Genomic DNA, 23,109 nt, shown 5'->3' on the forward strand with positions numbered 1-23,109 from the left:
ATGGAACCGCGCACCATGACGCAGAAGCAGTTGAAGCTGGGCGCCTTCCTCAGCGTGCCGGGAAACCATCTCGCGGCCTGGCGGCACCCGGATGCCGTGACGGAAACGGACATGGACTTCGACTGGTACATGCGGCTGGCGCAACTGGCCGAGCGTGGCCGGTTCGACACCATCTTCTTTCAGGATACCGCGGCGGTGGGCGGCAGCGACAAGCTGGCGCGGGGCGACCTGACGCGCAGCAAGCTGTGCCGCATCGTCAAGCTGGAGCCGACCACGGCGCTGGCGGGGCTGGCTGTCGGCACCAAGCATATCGGGCTGATCGCCACGGCGACGACCACCTACAACGAGCCCTACAACATCGCCCGGCGCTTCGCGAGCATCGATCATATCAGCAAGGGCCGCGCCGGCTGGAACCTGGTGACCTCGCAGATCGAGGACGAGGCCGGCAACTTCACGGCCAACCCGCACATGGCCCATGCGCTGCGCTACGAGCGCGCCGCCGAGTTCTATGACGTCGTGGCCGGCCTTTGGGACAGTTGGGAGGACGACGCCTTCCTGCGCGACAAGGACAGCGGCCGCTACTTCGATCCCGACAAGGTGCATTTCCTGCACCACAGCGGCGAGCATTTCTCGGTGCGCGGCCCCCTCAACGTGTCACGCTCCCCGCAGGGGCGGCCGGTGGTGGCGCAGGCGGGGTCGTCGGAACCGGGGCGGGAGCTGGCGGCGCGCACGGCCGACATCGTGTTCACGGCACAAACCGAGCTGGATGACGCCCGCGCCTTCTATGCGGACGTCAAGGGCCGCATGGCGAAGTACGGCCGCCACCCGGACGAGATGAAGATCATGCCCGGCTTTTCCCCCATCATCGGCCGCACGATGGAGGAGGCGCAGGAGAAATTCCAACGCCTGCAGGACCTGCTGCCCGACGATGTCGCGCTGTCCGCGCTGGACCGCTTCACCAGGGGCATGAACATCGAGCAATACCCGCTGGACGGCCCCATGCCCGAGCTGCCGGACACCAATGCTGCCAAGGCGCAGCGCGACCTGATCATGACCATGGCGCGGCGGGACAACATGACGCTGCGGCAGGTGGCGCGCAGCGTTTCGGCCGCCCAGGGCCACCGGATGCTGGTCGGCACGCCCGCCTACATGGCGGACCAGATGCAGGAATGGCTCGAGGCGGACGCCGCCGACGGCTTCAACGTCATCTGCAACTACTACCCGGCGCCATTGGCGGAATTCGTCGATCAGGTGATTCCCGAACTGCAGCGCCGTGGATTGTTCCGCACCGAATACGAAGGCACCACGCTGCGCGAGAACCTGGGGCTGGCGCGGCCGGCCAACGCCTTTGCCCTGCGCCGCGCGGCGGAATAGCCCGCCCGCCTCCGGCGGCGGATGCCGGTCGCCTCGCATGGGGGGGTTGCCACGCGGCACCAGCGCCGGACCCCGCATCATTCCCGGATGCCCCTTTCCACCATGGCGCCTGTGGCAACCGCCTGCCTGGAGCGGACCTGGCCGCGTCAGCCAGGTTTCAGACGCTGGCTTCGCGCAGTGCCTGGGTCAGGACAATCCCGGCGAGGCGGGCCGTGTTGAGCAGCCGGTCAAGGTGCTGCCCTTCCCGGGCCTTGGCGGAAAGGCCGGCCATGGTGGTCGTCACATAGTCCGTGATCTGCGGCGCCTGTTCCGGATATTCTGCCGCAACAAAGCGCCGGATGGTTTCCTCGCCTGCGGCCACGGCGGCGGCGGCGCATTCCCGCGCGCCAGAGTCGTCGCAGCGCGTGCCTTCCAGGATCAGGCAGCCGGCCGCGGCGGGATCGGCGGCGTAGTTGCGGGCGGCGACTTCCAGCAGGGCGGCAAGGGCCTCGGCCACGGGGCGGCCGGGCCGTAGCACATCGTCCAGCATGATGGCCCCGGCGGCGTCGTAGCGGCCGACGACGCGCGCGTAGAGCCCGGCCTTGCTGCCGAAGGCCGCATAAAAGCTCGGCGGGTTGATGCCGAGGGCCGCGGTGATGTCGGCGACGCTCACCGCATCAAAGCCACGGGCGTGGAACAGGCGCTGCGCGGTCGCGACGGCCTCGTCCGGGTCGAAGCGGCGGGGGCGGCCACGCGGCCGCGCCTTATCTGTAGTCATCCCTACAATATCTCTTGACGGAGCCTTCACGCGATTTATGTAGGGAGTAATACATTTCATCGCAAGGAGGGCCGCATGGCCGGTCTCAAAGGCAAGTCCGTTCTGGTGCTCGGTGGCAGCCGGGGCATCGGGGCGGCGATCGTGCGGCGTTTCGCCGCGGACGGCGCGACAGTGGCCTTCACCTATTCCGGATCGCGCGAGGCAGCGGAGCGGCTCGCGGCCGAAACGGGCACCACGGCGGCGGCGACGGATAGCGCCGACCGGGACGCTGTGATCGCCCGGGTGCGCGACAGCGGCCCGCTGGATGTGCTGGTGGTGAATGCGGGGGTGGCCATCGTGGGCGATGCCCTGGAACTCGACGCGGACGAGGTGGACCGGATGATCCGCATCAACGTCCACGCGCCGTATCACGCGGCCGTGGAGGCGGCGCGGCAGATGCCGCAGGGCGGGCGGATCATCGTGATCGGCTCCAATGTCGGCGACCATACGGGGTTTCCGGGCATCGCGGCCTATACGCTGACCAAGGCGGCGGTGCAGGGGCTGGTGCGCGGCTTGGCGCGGGACTTCGGGCCGCGCGGGATCACGGTGAACGCCGTGCAGCCGGGGCCGGTGGATACCGACATGAACCCCGCCGACGGGCCGTTGAAGGACACGCTGCACGGGCTGATGGCGCTTCGCCGGCACGGGCGGCCGGAGGAGATCGCGGGGCTGGTGGCCTGGCTGGCAGGGCCGGAGGCGGGCTTCGCGACAGGCTCGATGCATACGATCGATGGCGGCTTCAACGCCTGACCCCAGGCGCGCCGGCACGCCGCGTTGACGGGGCGTGGGCTGAAGCGAAGAGCCTCGGCCCGCGCCAGCCATCCACGCCCCGATTCTGGCAGGCTGGGGCTGCGGCGGGCCAGCTCACAGATCCGGCCTCGGTCGGCACAGTCGCAGCCAGAGGGCTCAAAGGACACCCGCGGCATCGAACCCATCCGGCACCCGCCCGGTGGGCGTGGCCAGCGCATAGGGTCCGCGCGCCAGGAAACGGCCGGAGCCGGGCTGCGCCAGCACCTGGCCGTCGCGCACGGCGATCTCGCCACGGCGGATCGTGACCATCGGCCAGCCTTTCACGGCCAAGCCTTCCCAGGGCGTGTAGTCGATCGCGTGGTGCAGGTCGGCGTTGCGGATGGTGCGCTCGGCGTCCGGGTCCCACAGCACCAGGTCGGCGTCGGCACCGGGCATCAGGCTGCCCTTGCGACCGGCCAGGCCGAACAGCTTCGCCGCGTTGGCGGAGCTCAGGCGCACAAAGGTGGGCAGGTCGATGCGGCCCTTGGACACGCCTTCCGAGAACAGCACCGGCAAACGCGTCTCGATGCCCGGCGCACCATTGGGAATGGCGTTGAAGGCGGGCGTGCCGTCCGGCCGTGCGCTGGCGCCGCCCTGGCCGTAGCCGCCGCCCGGCGCCCGCTTGGCCGTCGCAAAGGAAAAGCCGCAATGGTCCGAGGATACCACGTCCAGCGTGCCGTCCTGGACGCGACGCCAAACCCGCTCGTTTTCCGCCTTTTCGCGCAGCGCGGGAGAGCAGACGGCCTTGGCGCCTTCGAAGCCCGGGCGGGCCAGGTCGTCATGCGACAGGGTCAGGTATTGCGGGCAGGTCTCGCCCCAGACCTTCAGCCCGCGTGCGCGGCCCCGGGCGATCTCGGCGGCGGCCTCCTCGCAGCTGACATGGAACACCTGGATCGGCTGGTCCACCAGCTCGGCCAGCGCGACGGCGCGGTGCGTCGCCTCGCGCTCCACCACCGGCGGGCGGGCCCAGGCATGGCTGATCGGGTCGGTCAGGCCGGCCTTGAGCAGCGCCGCGATGCGCCAGCCGATGGCGTCGTAGTTCTCGCAATGCACGGTGACAAAGGCGCCCAGGCGGCGCGCGGTGGCCAGCACCTCGATGAACTCGGCATCCGTCAGCCGCAGCGGGTCGTAGGTGAGAAACACCTTCAGGCTGCGGATGCCGCGGGCCACCAGCGCCGGCACTTCGCGCTGCATCACCTCGGGCGTCGGGTCCGTGATGATCTGGTGGAAGGAATAGTCGGCGCGCGACTGCGCGGCGCGCGTTTCGTAGCCCGGGGCACTGGCGGCCAGCGTGTGGCCCTTCCACTGCGGCAGAAAGCAGATGAAGGAGGTGGTGCCGCCCGCCAGCGCCGCCGCCGAGCCGCTGGAAAAGCTTTCCTCGTGCACCGAGCCGTCCTGGCCCAGCTCCTCCAGATGGCAATGCGGGTCGAGCCCGCCCGGCGTGACGATCATGCCCTTGGCGGAAACCTCCTCCGCACCGCGCGGCAGGTCGCGGCCGATGGCGGCGATGGTGCCGCCGCGGATGCCGATATCCGCCTCGAAGACCTCGGCGGCGCTGGCCAGGGTGCCACCACGCACCACCATGTCGAACTCATGCCCGCTCATCGCACGCTCCCCTTTCTGTGGTTCAGATCATGACCGCGGCCGTGCGCCGCCGCAGCAGTCGCAGGACGGAAAAGGTCGTGTAGTCCACCGGGTCGTCTTCCACCGGGTTGCCGCGTCCCTCCACCGCCAGCCGCACCGCGCCGGGGCCGGCCTGCGCCTCGACCAGGAACGCGGCCTGGGTGATGCCGGGGTCGGCGACCAGCGTGAAGCGCGTGCGGTCCAGACCCAGCCCCGCCAGCGCCACGCCGACCGAAACGTTGAGGTGGCGCGGGAACAGCGCCGCCGCCTGCCGCACCGTGCCGGAGAAGACCACGCGCGGCGCGGCGATCCCGCCCGCCTCGCCCGGCGTACCGCGCAGCCGTGCGGGCGGGTAGCGCACCGTCAGGTGGACATCGGCTAGCGCATCCTCCCGCGCCGCCGCCAGGAAGCCGAGCGAGGCCATGGCGCCGGCGGGGATCTCGATGCGGCCCGGCCCGGCCTCGGCGGCGGAAAGCAACGCGGCTTCGGTCGCCGGATCCGCGAAGGCGGCCAGCGACAGCGGGATGATGTCGATGCCGGCCGCCAGCAGGCGTGGCGCCGCCGTGGCCAGCAACCCGGCCGATGCGCATTCGGCGACGACGCCCGGGGCACGGGCAAGAAAGCCATCGAGGTCGGTGCAGACAATCCCGGCGCCAAAGCGTGCGCCCAGCGCATCCTGCTGGGCCGGGCGGCACAGCAGCGCCCCCAGCAGCGCCCCCTCCCCCAACCGTTCCGCGATGCGGCATCCGATCCGCCCGGCGCCGAGGATGCCGACGCGCAGCGGTTCAGCGCGCATCCGCCAGGTCCTGGGCCGCCAGCACGGCAGGGCGGTCGGACTTGCCGTAGTAGCGCTCGATGCGCCGCTGCACGAAGTCCCAGGCGGTGGTCATCACCAGGTAGATGATGGCGATCACCATGAAGACCTCCAGCACCTCGAAGCGCTGCTGCATCAGGATCTGGCCGCGCCGCAGCAATTCCTCGACCGAGATGACGGACACGATGGAGGTGGTCTTGAGCAGGCCGTTCACCGAATTGCCGAGCGCCGGCACGATGACGCGCAGCGCCTGCGGCGCGATGATCAGGACGAAGGTGCGGACGCGGTTGAGCCCCAGTGCATGTGCCGCATCCAGCTGCGTGCGCGGCACCGACTGGATGCCGGCGCGCAGGATCTCGGACAGGTAGGCGGCCTCGTTCAGCACCAGCCCCAGCAGCGCCGACTGCAGCACCGTGAAGCGCACCAGGCCAAGTTGCGGCAGGCCCGTGTAGATGATGATGAGCTGCACCAGCAGCGGCGTGCCGCGGAACAGCCAGACATGCGTCGCGGCGATCCAGCGCAAGACGCGGAACCTGGACGACCGCATCAGCACCAGCAGCAGGCCGAGCAGCAACCCCAGCACCAGCGTGGCGGCGGTCAGCCCCAGCGTGACCAGCGCACCGCCCAGCAGGTAGGGGTTGGCGAAGTAGCCGAAGAAACCGTCCCAGTTCCAGGCCATGCAATCCGTCTTTTCTCAGTCTGGAACAGGGCGGCCGGGGATCAGCCCGGGCCGGGGCCGCTGAGCGCGAATTGCGGCTCGGGCATCTTCAGCACGCCGTAGCGGTCGAACAACTCGTCATAGGCGCCGGCCTGCTTGATGCGGTTCATGGCACCCACCGCCTCGTTCGCCAGCACCTTGTTGGCGAAGGCGAAGGTGGCGGTCTGCGGGAACAGCCCGGCGACGGCGCGGGTGAAGTCGCCACGCCCCTGCCAGTACATGGCGGTCGCGTCGATCGAGGTCGCGGCATCGACCTGCCGCGCGCGCAGCGCCTGGAAGGCCTCGGCGAAGTTGTTGAAGGTACGGATCTCGATGCCGCGCAGGCCGGCCTTGCGCAGCATCTCGTCCACCTCGCGGGTGCGCCGCTCCTCGATGCCGCCGAGCTCGACGCCCACGGCGCGGCCCGCGAGGTCTTCCCACTTGCCGATGTTCAGCGGGTTGCCCTTGGCGGTCAGGAAGCTGATGGCCGCCTGTTCGTAAGGCAGCATGTACATCAGCTTGGCACGTTCCTCGGTGAAGAAGATGCCGGTGTTGATCATGTCCCAGCGCTTGGCGTTGAGGCCCGGCACCATGGCGGCGAACTCGATGCGCACATATTCGGGCATCAGCCCGAGTTCCTTGGCCAGCATGTTGCCGAGTTCCACGCGCATGCCTTGCAACTCGCCGCGGTCATTGACGAACTGCAGCGGCGGCAGCGTGGGGTTGATCGACATCACCAGCGTGCCCTGCTTGACGATGTTGGGTGGCGCGATCCTTGCTTGAGCCTTCGCGACCGCCGGCAGCGCCGCGGCGAGGGCTGCGGCGCCGAGCAGCACGCCGCGGCGGCGGAGGTTGGGAACCAGCGGATCAAAGGCGGTCATCGCGGCATTCCTCTCGTCGGCACCGCCCACCGGAAGGCTTGGGCTGAACGCATACACAACGTATACAAGAACCCGACGCGTCGACAAGCCGAAACATTGGCACGGCCTTGGGGGAGGATCATGATGGCGGATGGGCAGGTGACGACGGTGCTGGGCGCGGTGCCGCCCGGGGCGCTGGGCCTGGTGCTGATGCACGAGCACCTGCTGTGCGACCTTTCTCCCCCGGCCAGCCGCGCGGCACCGCCGCCCGAGGCGGAGATCACGCTGGACAACGCCTTCGACATCCACTGGCGCCCGGGCGCCTATGCCGGCAACCACCGGCTGCACGACGTGGCGCTGGCGACCCGCGAGGCCGCGCGCTTCGCCGCCGCCGGCGGCGGCACCATCGTCGAGGTCACCACCGCCGGGCTGTGCCCCGATCCCGCCGGCCTCGCTGCCATCTCCCGCGACAGCGGCGTCCATGTCGTCATGGGTGCCGGCCTCTACACCGCCGCCTACCAGGACGCCGAAGCACTGGCGCGCAGCCGTGAGGCGATGGCGCACTCCATGATCAGGCAACTGACGCAAGGCCCGATCCGCTGCGGCATCATCGGCGAGATCGGCTGTTCCTGGCCGCTGCACCCCGCCGAGCAACGCGCCCTGCAGGCCGCCGCCGACGCGCAGCGCGCCACCGGCGCCGCCATCACGGTCCATCCCGGCCGCCACCCCGCCGCCCCGCACGAGATCCTGGACATCCTGCTCGCCGCCGGGGCCGACCTGTCGCGCGTGGTGATGGGCCACATGGACCGCACCTACGACAATGAAGGGGAGGTGCTGGCCCTCGCCCATCGCGGCTGCGTGGTGGAGTTCGACTTCTTCGGCATCGAATCATCGAACTACTGGATGGGCGTGGCAGACCTGCCGACCGACTGGATGCGCCTGCGCTGCATCCGCCGCCTGTTCGACGCGGGGCTCGCCGATCGCGTCGTCGCCTCGCACGACATCTGCACCCGCTCCCGCCTGCAATCCCTCGGTGGCCACGGCTACGGCCACCTGCCGCGCAACGTGGTGCCGCTGATGCGGGACCGGGGATTTAGCGCTGGCGAGATCGAGACGCTGCTGGTGGGGACGCCGCGCCGGTTGCTGACGGTGTAAAAAGGCCGGGGGAAAGAATTTCCCCGGACCCCCATCTTCTTTTTGATTCATTGGCGCTTGGGGCGCGGCGGTGCGCCGGCGGCGCCAAGTCGTCAGAAAAAGATGAAAGATGGGGGTCCGGGGGAATTCCTTCCCCCAGCCTTTCTTCAGCTCACCACGGTCAGCGCGAAGGCATGCAGGCTCCGCAGGTGCTGCTGCGCCGCCTTGCGCGCCGCCCTGGCGTCGCCGGCCGCCAGGGCGTCGAGGATCGCGATATGCTCCAGGTTGTCCGGCTGCAGCCGGTCGCGCAGCCGGGCGATCTCGAACAGGTGGGTGGTGGCACGCAGCCCGCGGATCATCTGGGTCAGCACGGGATTGCCGCAGGCATCGATGAACAGCTCGTGCAGCCGGGCATCGACGCGCCAATGCGCCTCGCGGTCATAGGGGACGGCGGCATCGCCCAGCGCCGCGATCTCGGCGCGCACGGCGGCGATGGCGGCGGGGTCGATGCGGGGAATGGCGAGCGCCGCGGCCTCCGGCTCCAGGATCTCGCGCACCTTCAGGCTGTGCAGGTATTCGGCCAGATCGACGCCGCGCACCATGTAGGAGCGGCTGCCGTTCTTGATGACCAGCCCCTCGCCTTCCAGCCGCTGCAGCGCCTCGCGCAGCGGGGTGCGGGAGATGTTGAGCGATTCCGCCAGCCTGGCTTCCAGGATCGCCTCGCCGCCCTTCAGCTTGTGGCCCCGGATCATCAGCGACAACGCGGAATAGGCCAGGGCGGACAAGTTCTGTGGGGAGGCGGTGGTGCTCATGGCTGCCCCTTTAGGCGCGGGCGGCGCGCCGCTTCAAGCGGCGATGCCGGGCAGGTCCAGCGCCGCCACCACCCGTTGCAGTTCGGGCCGCATCGCCTCGGGCAGCGGCAGGCGGGGCGGGCGCGGCGGACCGCAGTCCAGCCCGATCATGCCGAGCGCGGCCTTGGTGCCGGCCACGTAGCGGGGGCCGCCGACCCACCACAACAGGTCCACCATGCGCTGGTGGATGGCGCGGGCCTCGGCCGGGTCGTTGCGGTCGGCGCAGGCGTTGAACAGCTCGGCCGAGATGCGCGGCGCCACGTTGGAGCAGACCGCGACCCAGCCCTGCGCGCCCAGAAAGAAGGATTCGTAGCCCAGCACGCCGGCGAAGACCGTCAGCCGGTCGCCGCACAGGCGGATGATGTCGCGCACGCGGGTGACGTCGAGCGTCGACTCCTTGATGTACTGCACCGCCTCGATCTCGGACAGGCGGGCCACCGTTTCCGGCAGCATGTCGACGTTGGCGGCGTTGGGGTTGTTGTAGATCATGATCGGGATCGCGGTGCGGTCGGCCACGGCCTTGTAGTGGACGTAGAGCTCCTCCGCGGTGGGCACCGAATAGAAGGGCGGGATGATCATCAGCCCGTCGGCGCCCATCGCCTCCGCCTCGCGCGAGTATTCCACCGCATGGGGGGTGTATTCGGCGCCGGTGCCGACCAGCACGGGCACGCGCCCGGCGGCGGTGCCCACCACCGTCTCGATCACCTGCTGCCGCTCCTCGCGCGTCAGCGACAGGAACTCGCCGGTCGAGCCGAGCGGCACCAGCCCGTGCACGCCCTCGCGGATCTGATACTCGACCAGCCGCTTCAGCGCGGCAACGTCCACCGCGCCGCCATCGGCGGTGAAGGGGGTGACCAGGACGGTGTAGGTGCCACGGAACGGATGCAAGCGCGCCTCGGAAATCATCGACGTTGAGTGCGGAGCAAGCGGCCATTGCCAAGCAGGTCCGTTTGTTTGCATACCTTATGTATATCTTCGGAAGTTGTCCATCCGCCATGCGCCTGCGCCACCCCGGCCTCGCCCCCAGCGCACCCGCCGGAAGCTTCAGCTTCGACGGCGCCGCCGTCGCGGCGCTGCCGGGCGAGACCATCGCCGCCGCGCTGGCCGCCGCCGGCACCGTGGCGCTGCGCGCGGCGCCCGACGGCACCATGCGCGGGCTGTGGTGCGGCATGGGTGCCTGCTTCGACTGCGTGGTCACGGTGGACGGCCAGGCCGGGCAGCGCGCCTGCATGGTCAAGGCCGCGCCCGGCATGGTGGTGACCAGCGCGCCCGGCGCCACTCATCCCCTGCCTGCCCTGCCGGCCGAGCCGGAAACGGTGGTGGACGTGGCGGTGATCGGCGGCGGCATCGGCGGGCTGGCGGCGGCGGCACCCCTGGCGGCGGCCGGGCTGCGGGTGGTGATGGTGGATGAGCGCGCCGAGCCGGGCGGGCAGTATCTCAAGCCCGTCGCCGCCTCCCATGCCGAAACCGGCGGGCCGATCGACCGGCAGTTCGCCGAAAGCGCCCGGCTGCGCGCCGCGGCGCGCGACGCGGGCGTCGAACTCTGGTCCGACGCCACCGCCTGGTCCGCCTTCGCGCCCGACGAGGTGGCGGTGTTCCAGGCCGGCCGCCCGCGCCTGCTGCGCCCAAGGCGCCTGCTGCTGGCCCCGGGGGCTTATGAGCGCCCGGTGCCAATCCCCGGCTGGACGCTGCCGGGCGTCATGACCACGGGCGCCGCGCAGACCCTGGCCCGCGCTTATCGCGTATTTCCCGGCCAGCGCGTGGTGATCGGCGGCAATGGCCCGCTGAACCTGCAGCTGGCGGTGGAGCTGGCGCGGGCCGGGGTGACGGTGCTGGCGGTGGTGGAGGAAGCCCCCCGCCCCGGATGGCGGGACTGGCGCGCGGCGGTTCGCGCCGCCCGCCACGCGCCGGGGCTGCTGGCGCAGGGCGCGCGCTACCTGGCCGTGCTGCGGGCGCGGGGCGTGCCGGTGCTTTGGGGCTCGCGCATTGTCGAATGCCGGGGCGGGGCGCGCGTTTCCGCCTGCCGCATCGCGACGCCGGAGGGCGAGAAGCTGGTGGAGGGGCTGGACGCCGTCACCCTCGGCCACGGCTTCATCCCTTCCACCGAGCTGGCGCGGCAACTGGGCGCGCGGCACCGCCGCGTGGACCGGCATGTCGGCTTTCTCGCCACGGACACCGCGCCGGACGGGCGCACCAGCCTGGACACCGTCTTCGCCATCGGCGATGGCGCCGGGCTGGGCGGCGCCATGGTGGCGCGGCACCGCGGCGTGCTGGCGGCCGACACCATCCTGCGAGACCTGGGGGCCGGCCCCCTGCCCGCCGCCGCCCTGGCCGCGGCCCAGAGCGGCCTCGCCCATGCGGAAGCCTTCCAGGACGCGCTGTGGCGCCTGTTCGCGCCGCCGCCCTTCGATGCCGCCACCATCGCCGACGAGACCATCGTCTGTCGCTGCGAAAGCGTCACGGCCGGCGCCATGCGCGCCGCCATCGCCACCCACGGCGCCGATGCCGGCACCGTCAAGCGGCTGACCCGCACCGGCATGGGCCGCTGCCAGGGGCGCAACTGCGCCGCCGTGCTGACCCACCTGGTCGCCGCCGCGGGCGGCGCGCGGCCGGAACCCTTCGCCTTTTTCGCCCCCCGCCCACCGGCCAAGCCGGTGCCGCTGGCCGCGCTCTCGGCCGAGCAGGCGGAATGGGCCGGCCACCGCCGTACCACGCCCCCCGCCATCGTGCCGCGTCCCACGCGCCCGCCCGCCGCCGCCCTGCCCGCCCGCACCGTGGACGTGCTGGTGGTCGGCGCCGGCATCGTCGGCGCCTGCGTGGCGCGGGAGCTGGCGCTGGCGGGGCTGGACGTGCTGGCGCTGGACCGCGACACGCCGGGGCAGCAGGCTTCCACCGCCAATGCCGGCTCGCTGCACGTGCAGCTGCTGTCCTTCGACTTCGGCGCCAAGGCCGAGGCCGGCGGTGGCCCGGCGGCGCAGACGCTGCGCCTGGGCAACCCCGCCATCGCCTTGTGGCAGGCGCTGGCGGGCGAGATCGCGCGCGCCGGCGGCACGCCCATCGACCTCGCCATCACCGGCGGGCTGATGGTGGCCGAAACGGAGCGCGACATGGCGTTCCTGCGCCAGAAGGCGGCCATCGAGGCCCGCTTCGGGGTCGAGACGCAGGTGATCGGCGGCAACGAACTGCACGCCATGGAGCCGCATCTCTCGCCCACGCTGGTCGGTGCCGCCTATTGCGCGGCCGAGGGCAAGATCAATCCGCTGACCGCCACCTTCGGCGTGCTGAACCTGGCGCGCGCCGCCGGCGCCACCGTGATCGGCGACTGCCCGGTGCTGGGGATCGAGCGGGACGCGGCGGGCTTCGCCGTTTCCACCGCCGCCGGCCCGCTGCGCGCCCGCCGCATCGTCAACTGCGCCGGGGCCTGGACGCCGCGCCTCAGCGGCATGGTCGGCCGCCCGGTGCCGGTGGCCGGCGCGCCGCTGCAGATGATGGTGACCGAGCCGGGGCCGAAGCTGGTGTCCCGGCTGATCGCCCATGCCGACCGGCACCTCAGCCTGAAGCAGGCGGCCAATGGCAGCCTGCTGATCGGCGGCGGCTGGTCCGCCGGGCTGGACGAGGCGACCGGCGCCAGCACCGCCCTGCGCTGGGCGATGCAGGGCAATGCCTGGGTGGCGCAGCGCGTGCTGCCGGCGGCGGCCCAGTTCCACCTGCTGCGCGTCTGGGCCGGCATGAACATCAACATCGACGGCGCGCCGATCCTGGGCGAGATGCCTGATGTGCCGGGGTTCTTCAACTGTGTGACGTCCAACGGCTACACGCTGGCGCCCGTGGTGGCGCGGATGACCGCGGAGGCGATGCTGCGCGGCGTGTCCGAGATCGACATGGCGCCGTTCACGCTGGATCGGTTTTGAGGCCGGAAGTCCTTCCATGCCGTCCGTCCTTCCGTGTGGCTGCGGCCATCATCGGCCAGCCCCTCAGGTCCCGGCAGCGCCTTGCGGAAACGAGATGCAGGCCCCGGGGAAGCTCCTCGGCGCAGGCGAACGGGCGCCGGGCCTGGACGTGCCACGCCTTCTGCACATGCGGCAGCGCCCGACCGCCGTTCCCATCGCCATGCCGCCATCCGCGCGACGCCGGTTGAGCACGGCTCGTTTTGCATACATCGTGTATTCCGTGATGGTGCCGGCCGGCCGGCGGGCGCCACGTCGCAGCCTGTGAGGTGTGCCATGCCAGCCGAGCCCGAACCCGGTATCAATTTCCTGCAAGCGCTGATCCGGCTGGTGCCGCGGGGCGAGGCGGCGGTGCAGGCGCATGTGGCCGGGGCCCTGCGCGCGCTGGGCTGCGAGGTGGAGGTGCTGCGCTATTCTCCAGGTGACGTCACGATGCGCGACGAATTCGCCGCCGCGCAGTCGCTGGCCGCAGAGCCGCGCGAAGCGGTGGTGGCCCGGCTGCGCGGGTCGGGCGGCGGACGCAGCGTGATGTTCTTCGCGCACCCTGACGGCGAGGCGGTGCACGGCACCGGGGGCTGGACACATCCGCCGTTCGAAGGCGTGGTTTCCAATGGCCGGCTGCACGGCTGGGGCGTGTCGGACGACCTCGCCGGCGTCGCCAACATGGTGGACTCCCTGCGGCTGGTGGTGTCGCAGGGCGGCGCGCTGCGCGGCGATGTCATCCTGGCCAGCACGCCCAGCAAGCGGCATGCGCGCGGCATGGCGGCGGTGATGCAGCATGGCTACCTGGCCGATGCCGCCGTCTACCTGCATCCCGCCGAATCCGGCGCGGGCATGCGGGAGGTGAAGACCTTTGCGGGCGGGCAGCTGTTGTTCACCATCACCATCGCCGGGCACCAGCCGCCGACCAGCGAGCCGGACCATACCGCCTTCGCGCATCTTGGGGTCAACCCGGCCGACAAGCTGGTCCTGGTGCTGCAGGCGCTGCGCGCGCTGGACGCGGCACGCGGCGCGCGGATCCGCAACCCGTCGCTGCAGGATGCGATCGGGCGTTCCACCAACCTGCTGGTCAGCGGCGTCTCGGCGCCGGGCAAGGCGGGGCGCGTGCCGCTGGAATGCGTCGTCACCTGTGCCCTGTCCTTTCCGCCCGGCGAGCCGATGGCCTCGGCGCAGGCGGAAGTGGAGGCGGCGCTGCACGAGGCGGCTGCAGGCGATGACTGGCTGCGCCGGAACCCGCCCGTGCTTGCTTGGCTGTCCGGCGTGACCGGCGCCGAGGTAGCGCCCGACCATCCGCTGTACCAGGTGGTCAGCCGCGCGGTGCAGGACGGCACCGGCGAAGCGCCGCATGTCAACGTGCTGCACACCTCCAGCGACATCCGCGTGCCGATGGTGCAGCAGGGCATCCCCTGCGTCGGCCTCGGGCCGCTGGGCGGCAACCTGACGCAGAACGGCCGGCACGACGAATGGGTGGACGTGGCCGACTACCGGCGGGGGGTCCTGGTTGTCGCTGGCATCATCAACGGTTGGTGCCGCTGAGAGTAATCTTCGGATTTCAGCGGCCGGGTCGCACAGCGATGGAACCCGCGCCGCATCGCCATGCGCTATGGCCGGGTGGTGGACGCGGTTCCGGTAAAGGCGGCAGGCGGCACCGCGGCGGCGAAGGCTTCGGCGATCTCGGCGCGGCGGGCCAGCCAGATCCGGCCACCCAGGGCAGCGAGTTGTTCCAGCACGCCCTCGAAGGCGCGGAAGCGGCCGGGGCGGCCGGCGATGCGCAGGTGGTAGCCGATGTTCAGCAGCCGCGGGCGGCCACGCTCCGCTTCCGCCAGCAGCACCGCCAGGGCGTCCGCCACGTAGTCCACCATCTCCCCGGCGCGGACGAAGCCGTTGGGGTGGAAGAACTTCATGTCGTTGGAATCCAGCGCATAGGGCACCACCAGCAGGCCAGGATGCGCCGGGTCATGATACGGCAGGTCATCGTCAAAGGCGTTGGACGTATAGCGGAAGCCCTGCTCCAGCAGCAGCCCGCGCGTCCAGGCGCTTTCCGCGCCGCGGCAGAAGAAGCCGCGCGGCCGCTGGCCGGTGGCCTGCGCGATGGCCTCGGCGCAGCGCGCCAGGTCCGCCGCCTCGGCATCGCGTGAGGCATAGTCGGCATGCGGGCGCCACAGCCAGCCATGCGCGGCTGCCTCGTGCCCCGCCGCCACGGCGGCGCGGGCCAGGGCTGGGGCGCGCTGCACGGCGCGGCCGCACATCAGAAAGGTGGCGGGCACCCTGTGCTGCTCCAGCGCCTCCAGCATCCTCCAGATGCCGGCACGGGTGCCATAAGCAAAGATCTGTTCCTGCCCCATGTCCCGCACGCCAGCAGGCACCACGCTCAGCACCTCTCCCATGCGCTCGGACTGCGGGTCACCGTCACCGACCTGCTGCTCGGCGCCCTCTTCCAGGTTCACCGCCACGGAAACCGCCAGGCGGGCCCCATTGGGCCAGCGCAGGTCCGGCCACTGGCCGCCATAGCCGATCAGGTCGCGCGCCATGCCGTTGCTCTCCTTCGCCGCGCCACATTTCCTGGCAAGGGCGGGGCCACTCGGCGCGGCGCCTGCCGCTTTCGGCCGTCTGCGCCTCGCACAAGAATGGACGCTGCCGCTGTTGCTCAAAATATGGACGAACGGCGTTCGAATGCTTGCGCCGCGATCATCTCCGATACGCCTTGCAGCAGAATGGCCGATGCCGAACGCACGGCCCGGGATGTAGCCGAGGTTCCAACGCAGCCGCCCTTCCCGGACAACGGGCCTCGGCCAGGCCGGGCAAAGCCGGCAGGCCGGAGAGTTTGCTTTCCATGGCATGCGACTTGCTCATGCAGGCCTGATGTCGGACCTCGCCGCGCGCCCCAAAGGACACCGCCTGGACATGGATGGCATCCGCGTCCGCTATGGCCAGTCCCTTGCCGTGAACGACGTGACGCTGACCGTACAGCCGGGGGAGATCCTGGCGCTGCTTGGCCCTTCCGGCTGCGGCAAGACCACGCTGCTCCGCACGGTCGCGGGCTTCATCCAGGCCGAGGCCGGGCGGGTGCTGGTGGATGGCGCGCCGGTGGACCACCTGCCGCCCGGCAAGCGCGGCGTCGGCATTGTTTTCCAGTCCTACGCACTGTTCCCGCACATGAGCGCGGCACAGAATGTCGCCTACGGGCTGGAGGCGCGCGGACAACCCAAGGCGGATATCGGGCGTCGTGTCGAGGCGGCGCTGGCGGCGGTGCGGATGGAGGGCTTCGCGGAACGCCGGCCGCGCGCGCTTTCCGGCGGGCAGCAACAGCGCGTGGCGCTGGCCCGCGCCCTGGCCATCGAACCTTCCATCCTGTTGCTGGACGAACCCTTCGCGGCGCTGGACCGCGCGCTGCGGCTGGACCTGCAGTTGGAGATCAAGCGGCTGCAACGGCGCTTCGGCGTCACCGCCGTGCTGGTCACGCACGACCAGGACGAGGCGATGAGCATGGCCGACCGCATGGCGGTGATGCGCGGCGGCCGGGTGGAACAGGTGGACGCGCCCGCCACGGTCTATGACGCGCCGGCCACCCCCTTCGTCGCCGGCTTTGTCGGGACCAGCAACCGGCTGCATGGACGTGTCGAGGCGCGGCAGGGCGCGGATTACCGCGTGCGGCTGGACGTGGGCGCCAGCGTCACGGTGGCCAGCGCGCGCGGCTTCGCGGTGGGGGAACGGGTGCTGCTCTGCGCCCGACCGGAGCACCTGACGCTGCGCGACGCCGGCACGGAGGCGCCGGACAGTTGGCCGGCGCGGCTGCGCCTGTCCCTGCCGCTCGGCCCCGCCGTTGTGCACGACGTGGAGGCCGGCTCCACCGAGCTGAAGCTGCATGCCGCGCGGCACGGCCCGCCCCCCGAGCCGGGGCCGGTGCGCATCGCGCTGCTGCCGAGTGCTTTGCCCGCCCTTTTCCCCATCGGAGACGCCGCATGACGCTTCTGACCCGCCGCACGCTGATGGGCGCCGCCCTCGGCACCTTGGGCACCGCCGGCCTGCCCTTGCGCGCGGCGAGGGCCGCCGGCAGCATGACCGCCGCCGTCTATCCCGGCGGCTGGGACGAAGGGCTGCGCGCCGTGCTGGCCCCCGCGCTGAAGCAGGCCCACGGGGTGGACGTGGCCTTCGAGCCGCTGTTCGCCGTGGACCAGATCGCCAAGGCACGCGCCGCGCGCGGCATGGCGCCATTCGACGTCTTTGTGCTGGATCCGGGCCCGCGCGTCAGCGGCATTGACCTCAACCTGTTCGAGCCGTTCGACGCCACGCGCCTGAGCAACCGCGACAAGCTGCCGGTCGGCTATGCCGATGCCTCCGGCGCCGGTGTCGCGGCGCAGGTGGTCGGCATCGCCTACAACCCCAAGAAAGTGGCCAAGCCCGCTGGCTGGCGGGACCTGTTCAAGCCGGAATTCGCCAGGCACCTGGGCCTGACCGGCTTTGGAACCACCTTCGGCACCATCTCGTTGATCGAGATGGCCAAGACCGTCGGCGGCTCGGAAACCGACGTGGAGCCGCTCTTCGCCGAGCTGCGCAAGATCCTGCCCCTGGTGCCGGCGGTGGCCCAGCCGGCGGCGATGCCCGGGCTGTTCCAGCAGGGGCAGATCGACATCATGTACACCAACACCTACACCGTGACCCTGCTGAAATCCCGTGGCGTGGACATCGAGTTCGCGGTTCCGGAAACCGGCGCCGCGGCCTTCGGCACCACCATGCACATCGCCCGCGGCAGCAAGAATATCGAGCAGTCCTACCAGTACATCGACACCATGATCAGCACGCCGGTGCAGGCGGCGCTGTCGCAGGCGCCGTATTTTTTTGTGCCGGTCAACACGGGCGTGCAGCCGGGCGCCGACGTGCCAATGCGCTCGATCGACGAGCTGAAGAATTTCGTCACGCATGACTGGAGCAAGATCAACCCGCTGCGCGCGCGCTGGATCGACCGCTTCAACCGCGAGATGGCGAAGTGAACGAGGCGGGCGCGTGGCGGCTGGCGCTGCCACTCGCCTTCGCGCAGGCGGCGTTCTTTCTGGCGCCGCTGCTGCTGCTGGCCGCCACCTCGCTGGCCACCGACGAGAACCTGGCCCGCTTCAGCGTGAGCGCCTGGACCGACGTGCTGGGGGATGGCTTCCACCTGCGCGCCATCCTCAACACGCTGCGCCTCGGCGCCTTCACGGTGCTGGCCACGCTGTTGCTGGCGGTGCCGCTGGCGCTGCTACACCTGGTGGCCGGGCCACGGCTGAAGCGCCTCATCCTGCTGGCCGCCGTGCTGCCGCTGCTGACCTCGGTGGTGGTGCGGACCTTCGCCTGGATCGTCATCCTGGGGCGGGAGGGGGTGATCAACACCGCCCTGCTGGCCACCGGTGCCGTCGCCGCGCCGGTGCCGCTGCTGCAAACCGAGCACGGGCTGGTGCTGGCGCTGACGCAGATCGAGATGCCGCTGATGCTGCTGCCGCTGATCGCCGCACTGGGGCGGATCGACCCTTCGCTGCTGGATGCCTCCTCGGCGCTCGGCGCCTCGCTGGCGCGCACGCTGCGGCGGGTGGTGCTGCCGATGGCGCTGCCCGGGCTGTTGGCGGGCTGCACCCTGGTCTTCGCCAGCGCCTGCACCGCCTTTATCTCGCAATCCGTGATCGGCGGCGGGCGGCTGGCCTACCTGCCCATGCTGGTGTGGCAGCAGGCGATGGTGGTTTTCAACTGGCCGCTGGCCGCGGCACTGGCGTTGACGCTGATGGGCTCCGTGCTCACCGTCGCCGCAGCGCTTTCCCTACTCAGCCAAAGGGCGGCGCATGCATAGGCTCGCCCCCGCCGACCGGCCGCTGGCGCTGCTGATCCTGGCGCTGGCGGCGCTCGCCCTGCTGGTGCTGGTGGGGCCGGTGCTGATCGTGCTGCTGACCTCCTTCACCACCTCGCAGGCGCTGCGCTTTCCGCCGCCGGGGCTGACGCTGCGCTGGTACGCCGCGTTGTTCGACCCCGTCCGTTCGGCGCAGATCCACCGCGCCGCCGGCAACTCCCTGCTGGTGGCCTTCTGCACGGCGGTGCTGGCGACATCGCTGGCCACCGGTGCCGCGCTGGCGCTGGCGCGCGCGCGCGGCAGCTGGGCACGGCTGGCGGAGGGCGCCTTTCTGGCGCCGCTGGTGCTGCCCGGCATCGCCTTCGGGCTGGCCTCGCTGATGTTCGTGTCCTGGCTGCGGCAGCCGCCTTCCTTCGCGCTGCTGGTAATGGGACACGCGATGATCGCGGCTCCCTTCGCGCTGCGCACCGTGGGGGCCTCGGCCGCCGGGCTCGACCCCGCGCTGCTGGAAAGCAGCGCCATCCTCGGCGCTTCGCGCTGGCGCACCTTCCGCCGCGTGGTGCTGCCGCTGATCATGCCGGGCGTGGCGGCGGGCGGCTTTCTCGCCTTCATCTCCTCGCTCGACAACGTTCCCGTCTCGCTCTTCCTTTCTTCCGCCGAGACCGACATGCTGCCGATCCGCCTGTGGGGCATGATGGAATCCTCGCTCGACGTCCGCGTCGCCGCCGCCTCGGGCGTGCTGGTCGCCGTGGCGTTCCTCTTACTCCTCGTGATGGACCGCGCCGTCGGGCTGGTCCGCAGGATGGCCGGATGACGCCCCGCCCGCTGATCCCCCAGCACCTGACCCCCGGGGCCTTTGCCCCTTATGGCGAGGTGCTGGACGTGCCCGAGCAGCCCGGGCGGCTGTATTACGAACGCACCCTGGCCAGCCACCGCGCCCACGCCTGGCCCAGCCTTTCGCTGTCCTGCAAAGACCCGCATCCTGGCGGCCCGCTGCGGGTGCGGCAGATGGAGCGGCATGCCTTTTCCTCGCAAAGCTTCGTGCCGCTCGGCCCCGTGCGCTGGCTGGTGCTGGTGGCGCCACATGCGGCCGCCGGCGGGCCGGACATGACGCGGGCGGCGGCCTTCATCGCCGCCCCCGGCCAGGGCGTGACCTATGGCGCCGATGTCTGGCACCATCCGCTGACGGTGCTGGACGCGCCAGGCCGTTTCGCCGTCATGATGTGGCGCGACGGCACCGAGGGGGACGAGGAATTCGTCGACGTCACGCCTTTTGATCTTATGTTTGACTGAAAGGTCGTGAAGCGAAGAATCTTCTTCTGAAGAAAAAGAAGCAAAAAGACTTTGCTTGCCAGGGGCGTTGCGCTGGCCGTGGTGCGCTCCCCTAACTGACAAAGTTTTTTGGTTCTTTTTTCCAAAAAAGAACGGCTTCCTCGACCTTTTCGTCGAAGCCGGCCTTGCATTCAACAGGCTCCGAGGAACCGCACCGCATGTCCTACGAGGTGAAACGCGACTTCATCGGCTACGGCGCCCATCCGCCGGACCCGCGCTGGTCGGGCGGCGCGCGGCTCGCCGTCAATTTCGTGATGAATTACGAGGAGGGTTCCGAGCCGTCCGTGCAGGATGGCGAGGGCTACACGGAATCCGGCCTGACCGAGGGGCATGCGCTCAGCCAGATGGGCACGGGGCGCGACCTGGCGGCGGAAGGGATGTTCGAATACGGCAGCCGCGTCGGCTTCTGGCGGTTGCTGCGGATGTTCCAGGAACGCGGCCTGCCGCTGACCATCTTCGGCTGCGCCCTGGCGCTGGAGCGCAATCCCGAGGCTGCCGCCGCCATCCGCGAAAGCGGCTTCGACGTGTGTTGTCACGGCTGGCGCTGGATCAAGCATTTCGAGCTGTCGGAGGCGGAGGAGCGCGAGCACATCCGCCGCGCCGTGGAATCGCTGGAGCGCACCATCGGCAGCCGTCCGCTGGGCTGGTACTGCCGCTATGGACCCAGCGTGAACACCCGCCGCCTTGTCGCCGAGGAGGGCGGCTTTCTTTACGACAGCGATTCCTACGCCGACGAGTTGCCCTGGTGGCTGACGGTGGAGGGTAAGCCGCACCTCGTTGTGCCCTATAGCCTGACCAACAACGACGGAAAGTTCGCTGGCGCTGTCGGCACGGGCGACCAGTGGTTTTCCTTTATCCGTGATGCCTTCGATACCCTTTACGCCGAAGGTGCGAAGACGCCGAAGATGATGTCCGTCGGACTGCACATGCGACTGATCGGCCACCCCGCCCGCGCCGCGGGGCTGGCGAAGCTGCTGGATCATATCCAGAAGCATGAAGGGGTATGGGTCACGCGTCGCATCGATATCGCGCGGCATTGGATGCGCGAGCATCCTTACGCTGGAAAGGGGCTCAACGAATAAGGGGAACGGCGGCGGCAGCGAGGCCGGGACAGACGCCGCTGCCCAGCAAGGCAGCAGGTTGTTCGCGTCCCGCTCCTGATATCTCAGCTTGGCGTGAATCAAGCGCAGATCGCGGGCTTCAGCGGCATGAAGCACGCTTCCGCCACGCTTCGCCGGCGACCATGCTGCCGCGATGTCGATGGTCCCTTCGGTGCGGCAAGGCGCCGCGCCAATGCCTGTCCCGATGCCTCCCCGGCGCATCCTCCTGATAGGGGGCTGTGGCTTTGTCGGGCTGAACATCGCGGAAGCGCTGCTGCGGCAAGGGCACAACGTGACCCTGCTGGACCGCCACGCCCTGCCCACCGCCGCGGCGGCCGCATTCGGTGCCCTGTCCGGACGCCTGACCACCGGCATCGTGGACGTGACGCGGCCGGACACCGTGGCTCCCTACCTGCGGGATGGCGCCGACGGCATGGTGCTCGGTGCCGCCATCACCGCCGGCCCGGCGCGCGAGGCAGCGGCACCGGAAGCCATCCTGGCCGTCAACCTGGGTGCCCTGCCCGGCTTGCTGCGCCTGGCGCGCGATGCGGCCGTGGGGCGGGTGCTGAACCTCAGCTCCGCCGCCGCCTACGGCGCTGGCCCCGGCGACACGCCCCTGGACGAGGCTGGCCCGGCCTGCCCCACGGGCCTCTACGCCATCACCAAGCTGGCCGGCGAAGGCGTCTGCGACCGCCTGGGCGCGCTGTGGGGCCTGGACGTGATCAGCCTCCGGCTCAGCGCCGTGTTCGGCCCCTGGGAACACGCGACGGGCCTGCGCGACACGCTCAGCCCGCCCTTCCAGGTGATGCGGGCGGCAGCGGCCGGCACGCCCGCGCTGCTGCCGCGCCCCGGGCTGCGGGACTGGGTCTACGCGCCGGATGTGGCGGAGGCCGTGGCGATGCTGCTGGCGGCCGAACGCCCACGGCAGCGCCTCTACAACGTCACCGGCGCCGTGCCGTGGCCGCTGCTGGGCTGGGGCCAGGCCCTGTGCCGCGTGCCGCGCCCCGGCTTCGCCTGCCGGCTGGCGGAAGGGGGCGAGGTGCCGACGATCGACCTGCACGGCACGGCGGACCGCGCGCCGCTTTCATCCTCGCGGCTGGACGGTGAATTCGGCTGGCACGCCCGCCACGGCGCGGCGGCCGCGGCGACGCATTTCGAAGCATGGTGGCTGGCGCATGGCGCGGCCCTGGAGGTGATGGCATGAGTTCGGAGGCATTGCGGCTGGAAGGCCGCGTGGCGGTGGTCACCGGCGGCGGATCGGGCATCGGCGCGGCGACGGCGCGGCTCTTCGCGCGGCACGGCGCGCGGGTCTGCATCGTGGACCGCGATGCGGAAGCGGCGGCCGCCGTCGCGGCGGAGATCGCCACGGCCGGCGGCACGGCAATGGCGCGCGTTGCCGATGTCGGTGAGCCCGGCACGGCTGACGGGGATGCTGCCGCGGTCCTGGCAGCCTGGGGGCGCATCGACGCGCTGGTCTGCGCCGCCGGCTTTTCCAGCGGCGGCACGGTGCTGAGCACGGCGCCGGAAGCCTGGGACGCGGTGATCCGCGCCAATCTTGGCGGCACCTGGCTTTGGGCGCGGGCGGTGATCCCGGCCATGCAGGCGCAGGGTGGCGGTGCCATCGTCACCCTCGCCTCGCAGCTGGCCCGGGCGGGCGGGCGCGGCAACACCGCCTATATCGCGGCCAAGGGCGCGATCCTGGCGCTGACCAGGACCATGGCGCTGGATTTCGTGGCGGACGGCATCCGCGTCAACGCCATCCTGCCCGGCGCGATCGACACGCCGCTGCTGAACCGCAGCTTCAACCGCCACCCCGACCCCGCCGTGCCGCGCGAGGCTTCCCGCATGCGCCACCCCATGCACCGCTTCGGCCGGGCGGAGGAGGTGGCGGAAGCCGCGCTCTACCTCGCCAGCGACGCCGCCAGCTTCACCACCGGCATCGAGCTGCCCGTCGATGGCGGCTGGCTCGCGGGTTGA

At 70.9% G+C, this 23,109-nt stretch carries 21 protein-coding genes; 13 read left to right on the plus strand and 8 right to left on the minus strand.

Going from position 1 to position 23,109, the window contains the following annotated elements:
- Positions 1 to 15: 15 nt before the first annotated feature.
- Positions 16 to 1,374 (plus strand): LLM class flavin-dependent oxidoreductase, encoded by a 1,359-nt coding sequence (locus IAI59_RS02270; RefSeq protein ID WP_207417900.1) that lies wholly within the window; start codon positions 16 to 18, stop codon positions 1,372 to 1,374.
- A 157-nt stretch (positions 1,375 to 1,531) separates the two neighbouring features.
- On the opposite strand, the gene IAI59_RS02275 is transcribed toward IAI59_RS02270, so the two are convergent.
- Positions 1,532 to 2,131, minus strand: coding sequence for a TetR/AcrR family transcriptional regulator (locus IAI59_RS02275; protein WP_207417901.1), 600 nt, complete (start codon positions 2,129 to 2,131; stop codon positions 1,532 to 1,534).
- 75 nt (positions 2,132 to 2,206) lie between these two features.
- Between IAI59_RS02275 and bdcA the strand changes: the two genes are divergently transcribed.
- A complete protein-coding gene (gene bdcA, locus IAI59_RS02280) occupies positions 2,207 to 2,920 on the plus strand; it encodes an SDR family oxidoreductase (protein ID WP_207417902.1) in 714 nt (237 codons plus the stop codon).
- 156 nt (positions 2,921 to 3,076) lie between these two features.
- Here the strand turns inward: bdcA and hydA are convergent, their stop codons facing one another.
- Genes hydA through IAI59_RS02300 form a run of 4 tightly spaced genes read right to left on the minus strand, consistent with a single transcriptional unit; the run spans position 3,077 to position 6,974 of the window.
- Positions 3,077 to 4,564, minus strand: a complete 1,488-nt coding sequence (hydA, locus tag IAI59_RS02285) for a dihydropyrimidinase (protein ID WP_207417903.1) — start codon at positions 4,562 to 4,564, stop codon at positions 3,077 to 3,079.
- A gap of 22 nt (positions 4,565 to 4,586) precedes the next feature.
- Complete coding sequence (locus IAI59_RS02290) at positions 4,587 to 5,378, minus strand: aspartate dehydrogenase domain-containing protein (protein ID WP_207417904.1); 792 nt, start codon at positions 5,376 to 5,378, stop codon at positions 4,587 to 4,589.
- Positions 5,368 to 6,075 (minus strand): amino acid ABC transporter permease, encoded by a 708-nt coding sequence (locus tag IAI59_RS02295; RefSeq protein ID WP_207417905.1) that lies wholly within the window; start codon positions 6,073 to 6,075, stop codon positions 5,368 to 5,370. The genes IAI59_RS02290 and IAI59_RS02295 overlap by 11 nt, the downstream gene beginning before the upstream one ends.
- 41 nt (positions 6,076 to 6,116) lie before the next feature.
- Positions 6,117 to 6,974 (minus strand): ABC transporter substrate-binding protein, encoded by an 858-nt coding sequence (locus tag IAI59_RS02300; RefSeq protein WP_207417906.1) that lies wholly within the window; start codon positions 6,972 to 6,974, stop codon positions 6,117 to 6,119.
- Between the two features lie 120 nt (positions 6,975 to 7,094).
- Between IAI59_RS02300 and IAI59_RS02305 the strand changes: the two genes are divergently transcribed.
- Positions 7,095 to 8,108 carry a phosphotriesterase family protein gene (locus IAI59_RS02305; protein WP_207417908.1) on the plus strand — a complete coding sequence of 338 codons (1,014 nt, stop codon included), beginning with the start codon at positions 7,095 to 7,097 and terminating at the stop codon, positions 8,106 to 8,108.
- Positions 8,109 to 8,254: 146 nt separating this feature from the next.
- Here the strand turns inward: IAI59_RS02305 and IAI59_RS02310 are convergent, their stop codons facing one another.
- Together IAI59_RS02310 and dapA are read right to left on the minus strand one after the other, a co-directional pair.
- Entirely contained in the window at positions 8,255 to 8,899 is a 645-nt protein-coding gene (locus tag IAI59_RS02310; protein ID WP_207417910.1) for a GntR family transcriptional regulator, read from the minus strand.
- A gap of 33 nt (positions 8,900 to 8,932) precedes the next feature.
- Positions 8,933 to 9,826, minus strand: a complete 894-nt coding sequence (gene dapA / locus IAI59_RS02315; RefSeq protein WP_237180783.1) for a 4-hydroxy-tetrahydrodipicolinate synthase — start codon at positions 9,824 to 9,826, stop codon at positions 8,933 to 8,935.
- A gap of 107 nt (positions 9,827 to 9,933) precedes the next feature.
- Between dapA and IAI59_RS02320 the strand changes: the two genes are divergently transcribed.
- Together IAI59_RS02320 and IAI59_RS02325 are read left to right on the plus strand one after the other, a co-directional pair.
- Positions 9,934 to 12,849, plus strand: coding sequence for an FAD-dependent oxidoreductase (locus tag IAI59_RS02320; RefSeq protein WP_207417912.1), 2,916 nt, complete (start codon positions 9,934 to 9,936; stop codon positions 12,847 to 12,849).
- A 312-nt stretch (positions 12,850 to 13,161) separates the two neighbouring features.
- Complete coding sequence (locus tag IAI59_RS02325) at positions 13,162 to 14,421, plus strand: M20 family metallopeptidase (RefSeq protein ID WP_207417913.1); 1,260 nt, start codon at positions 13,162 to 13,164, stop codon at positions 14,419 to 14,421.
- A gap of 65 nt (positions 14,422 to 14,486) precedes the next feature.
- Here IAI59_RS02325 and IAI59_RS02330 read toward each other — a convergent pair whose 3' ends face one another.
- On the minus strand, positions 14,487 to 15,416 hold the full coding sequence (locus tag IAI59_RS02330; protein WP_207417914.1) for a polysaccharide deacetylase family protein: 930 nt from the start codon (positions 15,414 to 15,416) through the stop codon (positions 14,487 to 14,489).
- Between the two features lie 373 nt (positions 15,417 to 15,789).
- On the opposite strand from IAI59_RS02330, the gene IAI59_RS02335 reads away from it, so the two are divergent.
- The 8 genes from IAI59_RS02335 (at position 15,790) to IAI59_RS02370 (ending at position 23,109) form a co-directional block, all read left to right on the plus strand.
- Positions 15,790 to 16,851, plus strand: a complete 1,062-nt coding sequence (locus IAI59_RS02335; RefSeq protein WP_237181180.1) for an ABC transporter ATP-binding protein — start codon at positions 15,790 to 15,792, stop codon at positions 16,849 to 16,851.
- Positions 16,848 to 17,876 carry an extracellular solute-binding protein gene (locus IAI59_RS02340; RefSeq protein WP_207417916.1) on the plus strand — a complete coding sequence of 343 codons (1,029 nt, stop codon included), beginning with the start codon at positions 16,848 to 16,850 and terminating at the stop codon, positions 17,874 to 17,876. The genes IAI59_RS02335 and IAI59_RS02340 overlap by 4 nt, the downstream gene beginning before the upstream one ends.
- Complete coding sequence (locus tag IAI59_RS02345; RefSeq protein ID WP_207417918.1) at positions 17,873 to 18,703, plus strand: ABC transporter permease; 831 nt, start codon at positions 17,873 to 17,875, stop codon at positions 18,701 to 18,703. Before IAI59_RS02340 ends, IAI59_RS02345 begins: the two co-directional genes overlap by 4 nt.
- Entirely contained in the window at positions 18,696 to 19,514 is an 819-nt protein-coding gene (locus IAI59_RS02350) for an ABC transporter permease (RefSeq protein ID WP_207417920.1), read from the plus strand. The genes IAI59_RS02345 and IAI59_RS02350 overlap by 8 nt, the downstream gene beginning before the upstream one ends.
- Positions 19,511 to 19,993 carry an ureidoglycolate lyase gene (locus IAI59_RS02355; RefSeq protein WP_207417922.1) on the plus strand — a complete coding sequence of 161 codons (483 nt, stop codon included), beginning with the start codon at positions 19,511 to 19,513 and terminating at the stop codon, positions 19,991 to 19,993. The genes IAI59_RS02350 and IAI59_RS02355 overlap by 4 nt, the downstream gene beginning before the upstream one ends.
- A 197-nt stretch (positions 19,994 to 20,190) precedes the next feature.
- Entirely contained in the window at positions 20,191 to 21,114 is a 924-nt protein-coding gene (locus IAI59_RS02360) for an allantoinase PuuE (RefSeq protein WP_207417923.1), read from the plus strand.
- 211 nt (positions 21,115 to 21,325) lie between these two features.
- Complete coding sequence (locus tag IAI59_RS02365; RefSeq protein ID WP_207417924.1) at positions 21,326 to 22,336, plus strand: NAD-dependent epimerase/dehydratase family protein; 1,011 nt, start codon at positions 21,326 to 21,328, stop codon at positions 22,334 to 22,336.
- Entirely contained in the window at positions 22,333 to 23,109 is a 777-nt protein-coding gene (locus IAI59_RS02370) for an SDR family oxidoreductase (RefSeq protein WP_237180785.1), read from the plus strand. Before IAI59_RS02365 ends, IAI59_RS02370 begins: the two co-directional genes overlap by 4 nt.

The organism is Roseomonas haemaphysalidis (assembly GCF_017355405.1).
In the GTDB taxonomy this organism is placed as follows: Bacteria; Pseudomonadota; Alphaproteobacteria; order Acetobacterales; family Acetobacteraceae; genus Pseudoroseomonas; species Pseudoroseomonas haemaphysalidis.